The sequence below is a fragment of the Arcobacter caeni genome, assembly GCF_003063245.1.
Taxonomy (GTDB): domain Bacteria; phylum Campylobacterota; class Campylobacteria; order Campylobacterales; family Arcobacteraceae; genus Aliarcobacter; species Aliarcobacter caeni.
Genome location: NZ_MUXE01000001.1, coordinates 179,379 through 194,924, shown reverse-complemented (window position 1 = coordinate 194,924; position 15,546 = coordinate 179,379). Strand labels below are relative to the sequence as shown.

The following is a 15,546-nucleotide window of genomic DNA, read 5'->3' as shown; positions in this document are numbered from 1 at the left end:
AACAATGCGATAAAATCGCATTGTAATAAAATATTATTTTACCATTTCTTCTTTTATTTCATCAAAACCTACAACTTTTTTACCAAAATGGTCAAGCATAAATTTTTTTGCTTCTTCTTCATTTTTAAATGGAATTAATTCTTCACCCATTGGACCATAAACATTTGAACCAATTACATAATAAGCTTTTTTACCATCTATTGATTCAAGACTATAATAATCAGTTACATTAATTTGTGATATTTGTTCATTTGTATGAGCATGATATTTTGTTGGATTAAAGTAAAATTTCATCATATCTTTTACGCCATCAAAATAGTGATTATGTCCATCTGGTAGTTGAATTTGTGCCACCCATTTTGGGAATTTTGATACAAACATTCCACATACTGGGCATTTTGCATCTTCAGGAATATTAATCATTTTTGATTTATCCACAGCATAAAGAGGATTGTATAAATAAACTGAGACAGCTTGAATCATTTGAGCATCTAAATTTTTACAAGTATTATTGTCTATTAAATATTGTTTTGCTTCACCAACTGAATTAAACTCTTTTAATTGATTTGTATCACACATAGATTCAAATATTTTTTTTCCTTTTTTAGCAAGAGGAATTCTTTTCTCATCTATAACTTCATTATCTTTTGATAATTTGTCTTTTGAAAGTTTTAAAGTTTCATTAAAATTATGAACTTCCCCTCCAAACTCTTTTTTAAATTTCTCTGCATCTTCTTTTGTAAAAAATGCATATTCGCTTGTGGAACTCATTGTTCCTTCTTTTGAACTTCCCACAACATAATAAGCTTTTAAAGCATCTATTAGTTTTAGTGATTTCGTATCCACAACTTGAATATTTTTAATCTTTTCTGCATAATTCTTATGAATTTCTGCTAAACAATGAAGTGAACAATATTGTTCTTTATGACCATTTTTAAACTCAGCAACATGGTTTGTTTTATAGTATTTTGTTAAGTTCATTCCACAAACATTGCAAAATTCTTTTGAAGAATCTGCTTTTACCAAAGTTGCATCTTTAGATTCGACTGTTTGAAAGTTTTCATTTGCACTTAAATTTGAAAAGATAATTCCAAATAAAAATATAAATAATCCCAAGGCTTTTTTCATAATTTTTCCTTATAATTGATATGAGAAAATTATAGTTAAATGTAGTTAATTTTTTGTTAAATTTCTGATTTAATGTAAGATTTGAGTTTAGAAAATAATATAAATAAAAAAAGGTAGAAGCTAAAAGCTTCTACCTTTTTTATATAGTAGTGCAAAGCTTATTCAGCAACAGCTACTTCTACAGGAGTACCTTCCCAAAAATAATAAATCTCTCAAAATCTAACAAAGCCCTTAAATGCTATATGAGCCCCATAAAATAAGGATTTATTTATATATTTTTGCTTTTTTGAAAGCTATTAAAAGTTAATTAAAGTTAGAAAAAGATAGACTTTACCAACAAATAATCAACAAAAAAATAAAGGTTTTATATGGTAAATAATTCAACTTTAACTCCTACCAAATATACAGGTGTATTTTATAGGCTAACTAAAAATAATGATAAAGTCTTTTATATCACATATATGCAAAATAAAAAATATACAAAAGAAAAAATTGGTAGTTTTAAAGAAGGAATTACCGCAGAGTATGCGAATAAAATTAGAGCAAAAAGAACGTCAGTTGATAGACTAAAAGAAGATGCTCCAATGCTTTTAAATCAGAAGTTACCAACATTTGATGAATGTTTTAATATGTATTATAAATCAATTGAGACGAAGAGTGATAGTTTGAATACGAAGAGAAGATATGAACTACACGTAAAAACAACTTTTTGGCATATAAAAATGGATGATATAACAACTCAAATGATTGAAGATTTTAAGATAAAAGCAAAAAAATTAAAAAGTCAAAAAACGACAAGAGAGTATTCACCTAAAACTATTAATGACTGGATTAATATAATTAGTACAGTATTTAATTATATGATTTCAAAAAAAGATTTAAATATTAAAAATCCAGCAATTGCAGCAAAAATTGAAAGAGAAAAAGTTGACAATGATAGAGAAAGATATTTAGAATTAAATGAAATAAAAAAAATATGGGATGCATTAGATAATAGACAAGAATTATTTGACAATAAAATAAATGATAATGTTACAGAAAATATAAAAGTATTTTTAGCTCTTAGTTTATCAACTGGTGCAAGGCTTAGAAGTGTTTTAACAATTTCAAAAGCCGATATTAATTTAAATTCAAATACTGTAATAATTAAAAATCATAAAGCAAATAGAACATATAATGGGTATATTCACCCTAATTATAGAGAGTTAATTGCTAAAAGAATTGAAAATCTAAGTCCAATTGATTATCTTGTAAATAGTTCACCCGAAGAATTAAATAGAAATTCAATAAATAAGGTATTACAGCCAATATTTGATAAATTATTTAATCAAGGATTAAAGCCTGAAGATAGCAAAAGAAGGGTAGTTATTCATACTTTGAGACATACATTTGCTTCTCAATTAGCAATTGCGGAAACGCCTATCTATACAATAATGAGATTAATGGATCATGCAGATATTAGTCAAACTATTAGATATGCAAAATTAAGTTCAGCAAATGGTAGAGATGCTGTATTTGGGTTGAAATTTATTTAAAATTAATTTGATAAATCCAGAAAAAGATATACTTTTTTCTGCGAAATATAATTAAGCCAGATATTTATTTCCTGTTGCAAAATTTTGTAGATCTGTTGTATGTATTGTATTACATATAATATTCTGATATAATTGTAAAACTTCACAATAGGAATAAGATATGTTAGAAGAGCTTTTTATTAAAAGTAGAGATTTTATAAACCTGAGTAATCAAGAGTATAAAAGATATTTTATAAATTCAAATAAACTAGAACATAGACTTTCTATTATCATAGGACCTAGAGGAATAGGGAAAACAACTACTATTGCTCAATATATAATTCAAAATTATAGAGAGAATGAAGCTTTATATATAAATCTTGATGATATCCAAAATACTTCAAAATTCACAATGACACAAATAGCTGAAGAGTTTGTTTTAAATGGTGGAAAACTTCTTTGTTTTGATGAAATACACAAATATGGTAGTTGGTCTGCGGAGTTAAAAAATATTTATGATAGATTTGATAAATTAAAAATAATAGCAACAGGAAGTTCTGCTTTACAGATAAATAAAGGTAGTCATGACCTTAGCAGACGAGCTATAGTTTATAACATGGTTGGAATGAGTTTTAGAGAATTTCTAGAACTTCATCATGGCTATAAATTCAATAATTATACTTTAGAAGAAATATTAAACAATCATATTGAAATGGCATCAAACATTAAAAAAGAGATTGAAAAAAAAGATAAAAAGATAATTCCTCTTTTTAAGGATTATTTGAAATATGGGTATTATCCATACTACTTATCAATGCCAAATGAATTACTTTTTTTTCAAACTCTGCAACAAAATATTAATGTTTCGATTGAGAGTGATTTGTTGAATGTTTATCCAAAATTAAATGGAACAAGTGTAAAGAAAATAAAAATGCTTTTATCAATCATTATAAAAAGTGTACCTTTCGAACCAAATATGAGTGAATTAAAAAAAGCAGCAGATATAACTGATGATAGAACTTTAAAAGAGTATCTTTCAAAACTAGATGATGCTGGATTAATTAAACTTTTAATGCAAAATTCATTATCAATGAAATCAATTGATAAAGCAGAAAAAATATATTTAGCAAATACAAATTTAATGTACACCAAAGAACCAAATATTGGAAATCTAAGAGAAACTTTCTTTATTAATCAATTAGATAATTACTATAAAAATAAACAAATTTTAAATGATGATGGAATATATGCAAGTAAAATAGGTGATTTTTATTGTGAAGAGAAATATACTTTTGAAGTTGGTGGAAAAAATAAAGGATTTGAACAAATTAAAGATTTACCAAATTCATTTGTTGTTAGCGATAATATTGAAATTGGTTTTGGAAATAAAATTCCTCTTTGGATTTTTGGGTTTTTATATTAATATTAATTTAAATAAAATACAGAAAATATATGCTTTTTTCTAGAAAATATTACAAGGAATAATGACTTGATGCTCTATAGTATAGTATTCCTAGTCATGATAGGGGTGATTGTTTTTATTTACTGATTTGATTAAAAAATTTGATAGACAACAAATTGACAATGTTTTATTAGATTTAGTAAAAGATAAAAAAATTAGACGAGTATCAAGATGAATTTATGATTATCCAACGTATAGTGAATTTTTAAAGAAATAGTTTTACACAGTTAGGAAAAATGCTAACTATGTAAATTATTTAAGAAACCTTTTTTTCATTTTCAACAAGAGCTTTAGCAATGGCTGTTATATTATAAAGAGGTTTTCCTTTTTCTTTGCCATTAAGTCTAGTATATGGTATACCAATTGCTTCTTCTCTATCTTTTTTCAGATAATCTTCACTTCTTCCAATTACTGAAGCTGTTTCTTCTGCATTTAAAGTAATTTTTTGAAAACGGTCAAATAAAAGGCTAGTCATAATTTTAATATCTTGATTTTTATCCATCTTAAGCTCCTATTTTATCAATGTTTGGCAGTTTTGTAAGTTTTGCAGTTTCTATATAGTAAAACTTTGCATTTTTTTCATTAACTCTTTGTTCATAAGACCATTTTCCCATTTTTGACCATTTATCCAATAAAGATAAGACTTTTTTTTCTCCAATTGAATATTTTGAAAGAAATGAAATTTGTTTTAAATATTTCATAATCTCACTTTGATTCATTTCTCCATCTGATAATAGATCTAAAATAGTATTTACAAAAGAACTCTCTGAATAACTTATATTTGCAATTTGAAAATCAATTTCTTCAATTATTTTTCTATTCTCAACTTTGTAGGCTTTTTCATGAATATTATATCTACTTGCTTTTTTAGGTAATAGCAAAATAGATGAATTAAAATCATTTCTTTGTACTAAAAATGTATAGTCAGCATAGTTTTCAATTTGCTGAGAATCTGCAAAAACTCCTGCCTTATTTAAGTGTGTAACTATGATAATAGTTCCATTAGCATCACGTATTTGCTTTTCATATCTATATAATTTCTCAACATCAATAAAACCTTGCTTTCTAGGTGTTATTAATGTTAATGAGTCCTCTATTATAATATATTTTCTTTGTGGAAAATCTAGTTGAATTTGAATAATTTCTTTTAAAAGATTTTGAGAAACAACACTTAAATTATTAGATGATTTTCCAGCGTATCTAAATCTCTCTCCATATTGTTTTATCATTTCTCCTATCCCAAAATCATTGATTTTCCCTAAAGCCATGTCTGCATCTATATATATAATAAATGTGTTTTTGTAGTTTTCTAAAATTTCTTTAGAAAACTTAACAAGTAAAGAGCTTTTCCCAACTCCTGCACCTCCATAGAATACTCCGATTGTCCCACTTGGAATAACTTCTGAAATTAACCATTGTGTTTCATGTGCATTTTCTATCTCTTCAAATGAATAAAAAAAATCATTAAATTTGTTTTCAATAGATAAATTAGATTTAATTAATTTTTTTTCTAATCTGATTTTTTCATTTCTAACTTCTGTTATTTCATTATCACTTAAAAGATGACTATTATTTTTTAAGATATTATCAATTCTTTGAATCAAATCAGGAATTTGCTCCTGATTTTTTATTTTGGTTTCAATTTTTTGAATTAGATTAGACATTACGCTGCCTTCTCATCAAAAATTAGAACTAATTGATAATCACTATTATTTAAAGTTTGTTTTGACATCTTAGGCACAATATAAGGATTGTAAACAAGAACATCAAGAGGTGTAAATCCAAATTTTACACATAGGTCTTCGAAATCTTTTATGTCAAAATCCATATCACCAATAGAATCTTCCCATACTTTTTTAAAAGTATTCGTTAAGCTTTCTTTATCAATCTTTCCCAAATCAATTTCGAAAATAATTTGTTCAAAATTTTCATAAGAATCTTCAATTTGAATTATAAAATTATGAAATTGTTGATAATTTATCTTTCTTGTCGGACTAAAGTAATTTCTAATATTATTAACAATTCGTGATTTAACTTTCTTTAAAATTAAAATATTGTCATCTTTTTTAATATCAAAAAAATATCGCTTATTTATTTGACTTATCGTAATATCCACACCAATTTTAAATAGATCATCATCTGATAAACCAATTGCTATAAATCCACCTGTTTTTAGAAATAGATTGATACATTCATCTTTTAAGTAACAATCATATAGCCATGATTCTGAATTTTTAAGATGAACTAATAATTCATCTTTTTCCATTGAATTTATTTTCAAAATTTGAAAATCTTCCATAATCTTGATATAATCCAGTCTCAAATAAGGGATTAGTTTGTTTCGAAGCATTTCTTGTCCTTTTATTTAATTTAAGATCCTTTTCCTTTAGATACTTTTGCCGAAGTATTTAGGAATTAGATCTTTTTCTCCCAATTTGATTTCTCTTAAAACCTCCGTGGTATCCAAATACTAAAATATGAAACATTAAAATATTCTTAAATATTTAATAATTTTCTTTTAACACCATCTTTTTATAAAATTTATTAAAATCCATTTTTTGGCTTATTTTTATTCATTTAGTAAAATATTAAATATTAAAAATATCTTAATTAGTATTGTGATTTATTCTAATTTATGATACAATTCTTTTAATTATTTATATATGGAGTTATAATGGAATATGAATTATATAAGCTTACAACTCATCCTGACTATTTTAGATTTGATGATCCAGAGTTAAATATTCGTGGATATTGGATTAAAACAGCTGATTTTGCAGTATTAACAGCTAAATCAAAACAAGTAATTATTTCAAAAACAATTAGTAATATCTTACCAGGTAATATAATCTGTGAATTAACATCTAATTCAAGTGCAAATTACTATTTTATATCAATTGAACCATTACCCTATACTCCTGAGGAAGCTAGACTATTTAGATTGGAGTTATTATCTTCTCAATCATCTATTAATTTAGATATTGTTGAATATGTGGATGAAAATGGGAAAAAAATACCACAGTTTCACAACTCAAATATAAAAGTTATGGGATATTGGTTACCAACAGATGAGTATGCAAAACTTTTAAATATTGGTAAAGGTACTTTGATTAGAAGAACTCAAGAAAATCAACTTCATCCTGGTACAATTTATAAACAAGGCACTGGAGCTACTCCAAATTTATATTTTGTGAATCTTTCAAAACCTGCTTATACTGCTCAAGAGGCAGAATTATTTTTAGTAAAATTCATAATAAATAAAATTGAAAAAATGATTTCTGAATTATCAAATTTACCAAAATGGCAAGAGATTAAATCTTTTTCAAAAATGCTGAATGAAAATAAAGGATTGCCAGAAGCTTTAAATTCACTTTCAAGTTTAGGTGTATCAAACTTAAATAAAATGTTTGAGTTTAATAAAAAATTAATGAAGCTTTTTCCTGAAGGATAAATAACTTCTTACTTGTAATTATCAAATTTGTATTAGTTTTTTTAATAGTATCTCATTTCAATTTATTAGATACTATTTATAGATATTAGAATAAATCACAAGGATTAAATATGGCAATTGGTTTTAATAATTCAAAAAATAAATCTGTAAAAGAGATGATTTTTAATAAAGATTTTACTAATGGTATTATTTTTGGAAGAACAGGTTCTGGAAAAACAATATGTGCTATATTGCCAAATATTGAAGATAGAATAAAATCTGATTATGGATTATTGATATATGATTTTAAAGGTAATTTACACCTACAAACAAAATATCTAGCAAAAAAATATAATAAATTATCAGATGTTATTGAAATTGGTAAACCTTGGGGAAAAAAAATCAATCTTTGTGATTATCTATCTTTAAAACAGATTCCTATGATTGTAAAAACTGATGAAAATAAAGGTAATTATTGGGATGTTGCTTCAAGAAATTTACTAGAAATGATATTTATTATAAATAAAAAGTTTAATATCCTTGAAAATGAATTTAAAAGAATAAATAAAGAGTTTGCACTTCCTTATGAAGTAAAACAAACATCTTATGAATCTATTTATAATCAAATATCTTCAGTTGAAGAGACAAAAAACTTTTTTGAAACAATGAGTTTAAATTTAGAATATGTAAAACAAAAATTGGATTTGCATGAAATAGATTCTTATAAGAATAGATTGAATATTTTTCATGAATCTATTAATAGTATTTCTAAATCTTTAAATAGCCTAAAACTCTATAAATCAGTAAATAAAGATGATGACCATGGAAAAAATGCTGTGGTTAATCATTTAAATAGTACTTTAAATCAAGTTGCAGCTAAAGAGTATTTGAATGTAAATGATATTGATATAATAAAAGAGTTAAGAGCTGGGAAAATTGTAATAATTGATGTTTCAACTTTTAGTGAAAATATCCTTGATTCTATTAATACAGCAATATATACAAGATTACAACAAGCAAAATATGAAATAATGAAACCTGTAAGCATTATTATTGATGAAGCTCAAAAAGTTTTAAGTGCAGAATATTTGCCACAAACAGATGTTTGTAGAGAGAGTAAATTTGAATATATCTTTGCAACTCAAGATAAAATACTTTTAATAAATAAATTAGGTAACTCAAAATTTGAAGAACTATACTCAAACCTAATAGATAAATATAGTTTTAGCTCTAATAACTTAGAAACAATGGAACAATTTGAATATCTTAATATTTCTAATAATAGAAAATATTTTGCAAATCCTATGTTTATAAATAAAAAAGAGTTGATAAAAGTAGAATATGAATTCTTAAAATTAAATAATCTCTTAGAATTAGCAGATTATCAAAGCGATGAACCATATATATTTATCTATGATAATAAATTAATTGAAGAGTATAAAATTATGATTGAAACAATCAATGAAAAATATATTACAGTTGATTACTTATCTTTAGCTTGTGAAATACCAACTTTAGAAAATAAAAATGAAATTGCTATAAAAATTAATCCAAATAAATATTCCCCAAAACTAGATGAATTGGAAAAATATGTAAATGATTGTTTGCGTTCTGTTGCTGCAATAATAAAAACTGAAAAAAGATTAGAAGATAGAATCGCAATGCTTGAAAATAGATTTGAATTACTTGAGCCTGAATCAAAGTTTGAGGAAGTATTTTAAATGAATTGCTATTTGTTTGCCTATGGCTCAATGAAAAAAGATTTTATTAATCATAGTAGATTAATAAATGAGAAATTTATTGGTAATGCTATTACTAAAAATAAATATAATATGTACCCTGATAGTTTATATCTATTCCCTTATGCAATAGAAAATGAGAAAGTTCAACACCTAAAAGGAGAATTGTACCTTCTTGAAAATTGTGATATAAAAAATATAGATATATTTGAAGGTGTACCAAATTTTTATTATAGAAAATTAATTTCTGTAATTTGTAATGATGTAGAAATAAAAGCATATATTTATTTTAGAGCTTTTTCTAATCCAAATAGCTTTGAAAATCAATTGCCAATTGATTCTTGGAAAAAAGAATTTGAGGATTTTGGAGTAAAACTTAGTGAGATTTTTAATGTAATTAAAGGTGATAAATAAATGTTTGATGAAGATTTAAGAGCAAAATTAAAAAGTTTAATTACTTTTACTAAGTCTTAATAAGCATATATTGAAACTACCCAGATAATAACCAATATTTATTTTTTAGAACTAAATATTGAGGTTATTCTTTTACCATTTCTAGTTTTCAAAAGTTGCAGGGATCACAATGACACTCCAGATAGTTAAAACTTCGTTGCAACTTTGATAGAATTTTAGCAAAAAGTTAAATTAAAAGCAAAAAAACAATCTCTTCAATGACTATCTATATTCATTTTTTTACTAACTTTAGCACCTAATGTATAAGTCTTAATATTATTAACAACTAAAGAATCATCATTCTTACTTTTAGCTTCTATAGTAGAAATTCTAGGTTCTTGAGATTTTTGAACAAAATAATTTATTACACTTTCAATTGTTTGGTATTTAAAATGCTCAGATATAGGAATAAAATCATTTTTTAATTGTTCACAATAATCTTCAATTTTTTCATAATCTGATTTTTGAATTATATTTGAATCTACTTTCTTGTTATTTGATATAGATATCTTTTTTGTATAGATATATAGATTTGAATAAGAAACATGTATTTTCTCTTTTTCTAAAAGATATTTTTGAATAGATAAAATACTATTATCATTTTCAAGAAGATATTTAATTGCTTCTTTATAATTATCAAGTTTTAAAGCTTTCTCTTTTTTTAGTTTTTTATTAAAAATTTCTGCTTTTTTTATTGAACTCATTTTAAATGTTTTCCTTTTAGTTATTCCTTTATTATCAGCAGATTATCGTTATATTATTTCATAATTATCTCTTGATTATCGTTTTAATAAATATATTTTTTATGAGCCATTACCCCCAAAAGAATTAAAATTAAAAATTTTAACTCTTTGTAGGTTTTTTTATCTTTTTTATAAATTAAGTGAGCTTCGCACACTTTTTTCATTATTTCCATTGGCTGTATTCATACTTAGATCATTTGTATTTGACTCTAAATTTTCATCACTTAAAATAGTATCTACAGCTGTAGAATCATGACCATCTCTTCTTTTTTGTATCTCATTTTCAATACATTTTATAAATTCATCTGTTCCAGAAATCTCTATTTCATCCAACTCCCACCCTTTAGCAATTGCCATATCAATAAGAAGAATTGCATTATCTATTAAATCTTTTGGTTCATGTTTTTTAACTATTAAAATATTTCCACTATCAACTATATGAGTTGTTTCATTATATAGTTCAATATTATGAGTAGTACTATTTTCTTTTATATACCATTTTGTTAAATCATAACTTGTATCAAAGTTATATATCTCTTCAAATAAAATATTTGTTTTTGAAAGAGATTTTGGTGAATAGTTTTTAATTGCTGATTTTAATTCTTTAACATCATAAGAGATATTTTTATTGAAATTTTCAACTAGTTTTGAACGTATATCTTTACTAGATAAATTAAAGCTTGAATAGTTAATAGTAACTATCTTTTTTCTTGAATTTATAAATGTAAACCCCATTCTACTTCTTTTATTATTTATGGTTTGTTGTTTATATTTAAAATCGGTGTATCCAAGATTTATCATAATATTTTGTAAATCTTTTTCATTTTTTGCAAAGATTAGTGCTTGGATAAAATCTTGTTTATAACAATAATCTAAAGTTTTACGATACTTATCATTTGAAGTGATTTTTTTATTTATATTAAGATTTATATTTGAAGAATCCAAATTGATATTTAAAAAATTAACACCTCTTTTTTTAAACTCATCTATAATGATATTATTAAATCCATATCTTGATTCAACATAGGCTCTTGCTATTTTATCTTCTCTATTTGAAATCAGATTATATATATCCTTATGTGAACCTTGATGGAGGATTTTTAAAGAGTTCTTTTGAGAATCACTTAAAAATAAAGGAAAAGTATCTTTTAAATTTACACTATTATAGAAAAAATCTAGATTTTGTCTTGAGAGTCTTGAACTAAAGTCTCTCATTGTTTTTATGTAGTATTGTAAGTTTCCTGTATTTTTATAGTTTTTTATTGCATCATCTATTTCAAGATTTAGTTTAGTTGCATTATTTAAAACTTTCTTTTGGAAATTCATATCACTTGCTCTTTTATTAAACCATGAAAAATTTGAGTTTTTTAAAGCTAATGAATTATCTTTTAAAGAAGCTGTCTCTTCTTGGAAATTAAATATTAAACCATATTTATTTGATATTTTTTCAATTGCACTTCTTAGTTGATAGTATCCTATTCCTGTTCTTTTTTTCTTATCAAATAAAATATGAATATGTGGTTCTACACTATAGTTTTTTGAATTAATATTATCACTTGAGCTATTATGATATGCAAGAAGTGCATTTGTAAAATCAAATTGAACAACTCTTCTTCTTTGGATAGTTTCATTATTTTTATTTATATATTTTCCTTTGCTCTCTTCAAAGGTATGGGAATGAGTTGATAGATCTTTTAAAAATGATTTCATTAGATTATCTACATCATCTTGAGATTTACAATTATGATTTATTAGAAGTTGGCATAGATCAATTGAGAGTGTAAAATGTATATTTTTTGAATCAGATTCATTGAAATCTAAATTTAGTTTATCTATTGTTAATGCACTATGATCTGTTATATGTGACTTTAGATTCCATTGCATGTTTTATCCTTGGAATGGTTTATTTGTTTTTTAACTTTTAAAATTGTTTTTGGATTTGAAGAAAAAGAGGAAATCTCTTTTTCTATTAGTTATTCACAAATTTATTGAAGTAATAAATATGTGAATATTATTAGGCTTAGTGTTATATTGAAAATCACTAATATTTTTAGATTTGAAAAGGATTTTTCAAATAAAATCTTTAAATTTTCTTCCATATTTTTATAGAAATTACTTTTACTATTTTCAAATGAATTTCTTTGAAGTTTGATTTCAAGGGCAAATTTATCAAGTTCAGAAACAACGGATTCCCTTGAATTTTTTAAATCTTCTTTTAACTCCTCTTCTTTTTTTAATATTCTTTCAAAATTGTTTTCCATTTTTAAAGCACTAGATAAAATAGATGTAAGATTCTTTGCATGTTCTGTTTCTACAGCTTCTAATTTTATGTTTAAATCTTCTAGTATTTTATTCCTTACATTTATTTCATATGATTCAACACTTAAAATTAATTGTTTCATTTTTGGAATATGAAACTCTAGATCTTTTATTAAAATAGAAGCTTTTTTATTTTGATCAACAATATCTTGTATCTCATCTTCTAGAAGGTAGAAAAAACCTAATAGAGGATCATTTTCATCAATTTTATATTTTAATTGAAGTTGTAAAATTTTTGAGTTTTTATTTTTTTCTTTATTTTTAGCCATGTTTTCATTTGAAGTTGAAATATCATTATTCATTTTATTTCTCACTATCACAAATTAAATTATCAATAATTGTTAGAAATACATCATCTAAATCTTTTTTCATTTTTCTGATTCTTGATTTTTCAATTAGTTGAAAATTTTTTGAATCTAATGCTTCTTCTTTAGTTAGATTTAAATCTCTCATCTTTTCATGCATTTTTAAAAATGAATCAGTATATCTTTGCAGTTTTACATTTATTATTACACTTCTATTTGACTCAAATAATTTTCCAATTGGTGTATTAAAAAAATCAAATGTTCCAAAGTGATAATTTTCAACAATAATATATTTTGCAAGGATTGAATATCTAGTTAGAATTTCAAATGCACTTTTATGAGTTGTTATATCAGCAGTTACAGGAATAACAACAATAAAATTAAAATTTGAAATTTCTTGATAAAACATCTCAATTGCTTCAACTGAAAATGCACTCAAAAATGGATTAAAAGATGATGATCCATTATCAACAAGAACTATTTCATTATTACCATTTTCAATTTCAAAAGCTATTTCATCTAGTTTTGTGATATCTAATGTTTCTGGAAGAATTTCACCATCTTGATCAATATCATAAATCATTATATGTTTAGCATTTAATGATTTATATTTACATAGCGTTGGAACTTGACTATCATTGTCAAAACATTTAATTGAATATTCTTCTTTTAGTGCTTGAGAGACAGATACTGAAATCTTAGATTTTCCACACCCGCCTTTTCCAGAAAGTATTGAGATTAGTGTTTTCATTTTAGAACTCCTATGTTTATTTTATTTAATCTATATAGGTATTCACAAAATTTTATTTTTTGAAAATTGTGAATAGAGGATTTCTCAAATAGTGAGAAAAAACAAAATAAACTAACTATTCCTAAACTTAAGAAGAAAAATTAGTAAAATTAAGAATTAAGTAAATCTATTTAAATTAAAAGAAAAACTAAATACAAATGTATATACTTAAATATATAAAAATAATTAAATTTGATAAAAAGTTTTTGACTTCTTTGATTGTGGATTTTTAACAACTAAGTTACTAAGTTAAGTAATTCACCTAGTTTATAATTTCACTATATAAACAATAGGAGAATAAAATGAGTTTAGATACTGCAAAAAATGATTTACAAGATTTACAAACTATCTTGTCAAAAATTGGTAGAGTTGCTGGTTATGTTAAAGTTTTTAATGTTGAAGATAATATAACTTCTGATATTCAAAAAGAGTTTTCTAATGAAGTTAAAAGTGCTAAAGGTATTTATTTAGAATTTGAAATCTTACCAACAAGTTCTATTGTTGCTGTGAATGATGTTATGTGTTTTATTAACAATAATATTGATGAAAATTGTGAAGTAATCTTTACAACACAAACAAATGAAGATTTACCACAAAATAGTATTAAATGTAAAATACTGTTTACTGGATTGGTGTAGTTTCATTTGCAAAATATAAATTTATTTATAGAAAAATTGATTAAACTCAAAAATGAGTCAATAAAGAGTCAATTGCTTTGCTATAATCAATCTATGAATTTTGAAAATAGAATAAATAGATTATCCCTAATATTAGAACTACTAAATAAAGGCTATGAGTTATCTACACCAAGTCTTGTTGAAAGATTTGGTGTAAGTAAGAAAATCATTCAAACTGATTTTAAAGAGTATATCTTGCCTTTATTTGTAGATGATAAAATCTATTATGATTACTCTTCTAAAACCTATAAAGCAAAAAACAACTTTCTAACAAAAACTTTGTTTAGTGCAGATGAACTATCTATCCTTGCAATACTAAAAAATAAATCAAAAGATAAATATAGTGATGATGATTTGAGCCAAAAAGTTGATAGTTTGTTTCTAAAATTTGAAGATGAATTAACAAACAAACTTTATCAAACTTCTTCAATAGAAAAAATAGATAATTTCAAAAATGAAATAATCCAAATAAAAAATGCAGTTGAAACAAAATCTATTATCAAATGTTTTTATAATGATAAAAATAGAGAGATATATCCTCTAAAAATCCTAAACCTTGAAGGATTTTGGTACTTAATAGTTTACGAGCCAATTGATAATAAAATCAAAACTTTCCACCTAAATACTATTAAAAATATAGAAGTATTAAATACTTATTTTTCATTCGATGAAGAAAAAATAAACTCTTTTGATAATGCTATAAGTGCTTACTATAAACCAAATAATGCTCCTATTTTAGTTCAACTATTTATGGATAAAGAAGTATCAAGATATTTCCAAAGAAAACCACTAAATAAATCCCAAAGAGTATTAAAAATCTATGATGATGAATCTTGTGATATAGAACTTACTATTACAGAGTATATGGAGATAATTCCAACTCTTCAAAGATATATTCCACATATTGGTGTGATTGAGCCTGATGAGTTGAAAGATAGGGTAAAAGAAAATATAGATTTATACCGCAAAAGATTTGAGTGATTGAG

15 protein-coding genes are annotated in these 15,546 nt (G+C 24.2%); 7 read left to right on the top strand and 8 right to left on the bottom strand.

Going from position 1 to position 15,546, the window contains the following annotated elements:
* Positions 1 to 33: 33 nt before the first annotated feature.
* A complete protein-coding gene (locus B0174_RS00920; RefSeq protein WP_108557754.1) occupies positions 34 to 1,128 on the bottom strand; it encodes a nitrous oxide reductase accessory protein NosL in 1,095 nt (364 codons plus the stop codon).
* A 368-nt stretch (positions 1,129 to 1,496) separates the two neighbouring features.
* Here B0174_RS00920 and B0174_RS00915 point away from each other — a divergent pair, with 368 nt between their 5' ends.
* Positions 1,497 to 2,663 (top strand): tyrosine-type recombinase/integrase, encoded by a 1,167-nt coding sequence (locus tag B0174_RS00915; RefSeq protein WP_108557753.1) that lies wholly within the window; start codon positions 1,497 to 1,499, stop codon positions 2,661 to 2,663.
* A gap of 160 nt (positions 2,664 to 2,823) precedes the next feature.
* Positions 2,824 to 4,065, top strand: coding sequence for an ATP-binding protein (locus B0174_RS00910; protein ID WP_108557752.1), 1,242 nt, complete (start codon positions 2,824 to 2,826; stop codon positions 4,063 to 4,065).
* A gap of 295 nt (positions 4,066 to 4,360) precedes the next feature.
* On the opposite strand, the gene B0174_RS00905 is transcribed toward B0174_RS00910, so the two are convergent.
* The 3 genes from B0174_RS00905 to B0174_RS00895 are packed head-to-tail and all read right to left on the bottom strand — an operon-like array spanning position 4,361 to position 6,403.
* The gene (locus tag B0174_RS00905; protein ID WP_108557751.1) at positions 4,361 to 4,606 is read right to left on the bottom strand and encodes a hypothetical protein; all 246 of its coding nucleotides are present in this window, start codon (positions 4,604 to 4,606) and stop codon (positions 4,361 to 4,363) included.
* 1 nt (position 4,607) lies between these two features.
* Positions 4,608 to 5,768, bottom strand: coding sequence for an AAA family ATPase (locus tag B0174_RS00900; protein WP_108557750.1), 1,161 nt, complete (start codon positions 5,766 to 5,768; stop codon positions 4,608 to 4,610).
* Complete coding sequence (locus B0174_RS00895) at positions 5,768 to 6,403, bottom strand: hypothetical protein (protein ID WP_133174782.1); 636 nt, start codon at positions 6,401 to 6,403, stop codon at positions 5,768 to 5,770. The genes B0174_RS00900 and B0174_RS00895 overlap by 1 nt, the downstream gene beginning before the upstream one ends.
* Positions 6,404 to 6,778: 375 nt before the next feature.
* Between B0174_RS00895 and B0174_RS00890 the strand changes: the two genes are divergently transcribed.
* The 3 genes from B0174_RS00890 (at position 6,779) to B0174_RS00880 (ending at position 9,687) form a co-directional block, all read left to right on the top strand.
* Entirely contained in the window at positions 6,779 to 7,555 is a 777-nt protein-coding gene (locus B0174_RS00890) for a hypothetical protein (protein ID WP_108557748.1), read from the top strand.
* A 110-nt stretch (positions 7,556 to 7,665) separates the two neighbouring features.
* Positions 7,666 to 9,255, top strand: coding sequence for a type IV secretory system conjugative DNA transfer family protein (locus B0174_RS00885; protein WP_108557747.1), 1,590 nt, complete (start codon positions 7,666 to 7,668; stop codon positions 9,253 to 9,255).
* Positions 9,256 to 9,687: a gamma-glutamylcyclotransferase family protein gene (locus tag B0174_RS00880; protein WP_108557746.1), complete on the top strand. Its 432-nt coding sequence runs from the start codon at positions 9,256 to 9,258 to the stop codon at positions 9,685 to 9,687. It abuts the gene before it with no gap.
* 254 nt (positions 9,688 to 9,941) lie between these two features.
* Here the strand turns inward: B0174_RS00880 and B0174_RS00875 are convergent, their stop codons facing one another.
* From B0174_RS00875 to B0174_RS00860, 4 genes are all read right to left on the bottom strand, one after another.
* Positions 9,942 to 10,430 carry a hypothetical protein gene (locus tag B0174_RS00875; protein ID WP_108557745.1) on the bottom strand — a complete coding sequence of 163 codons (489 nt, stop codon included), beginning with the start codon at positions 10,428 to 10,430 and terminating at the stop codon, positions 9,942 to 9,944.
* 168 nt (positions 10,431 to 10,598) lie between these two features.
* Positions 10,599 to 12,353: a hypothetical protein gene (locus tag B0174_RS00870; RefSeq protein ID WP_108557744.1), complete on the bottom strand. Its 1,755-nt coding sequence runs from the start codon at positions 12,351 to 12,353 to the stop codon at positions 10,599 to 10,601.
* Positions 12,354 to 12,454: 101 nt separating this feature from the next.
* On the bottom strand, positions 12,455 to 13,090 hold the full coding sequence (locus B0174_RS00865) for a hypothetical protein (protein WP_108557743.1): 636 nt from the start codon (positions 13,088 to 13,090) through the stop codon (positions 12,455 to 12,457).
* 1 nt (position 13,091) lies between these two features.
* Positions 13,092 to 13,844: a nucleotide-binding protein gene (locus B0174_RS00860; protein WP_108557742.1), complete on the bottom strand. Its 753-nt coding sequence runs from the start codon at positions 13,842 to 13,844 to the stop codon at positions 13,092 to 13,094.
* Positions 13,845 to 14,185: 341 nt separating this feature from the next.
* Here B0174_RS00860 and B0174_RS00855 point away from each other — a divergent pair, with 341 nt between their 5' ends.
* Positions 14,186 to 14,521 (top strand): FtsZ/tubulin family protein, encoded by a 336-nt coding sequence (locus tag B0174_RS00855; protein ID WP_108557741.1) that lies wholly within the window; start codon positions 14,186 to 14,188, stop codon positions 14,519 to 14,521.
* 72 nt (positions 14,522 to 14,593) lie between these two features.
* A complete protein-coding gene (locus tag B0174_RS00850) occupies positions 14,594 to 15,541 on the top strand; it encodes a helix-turn-helix transcriptional regulator (RefSeq protein WP_133174781.1) in 948 nt (315 codons plus the stop codon).
* Positions 15,542 to 15,546 lie beyond the last annotated feature (5 nt).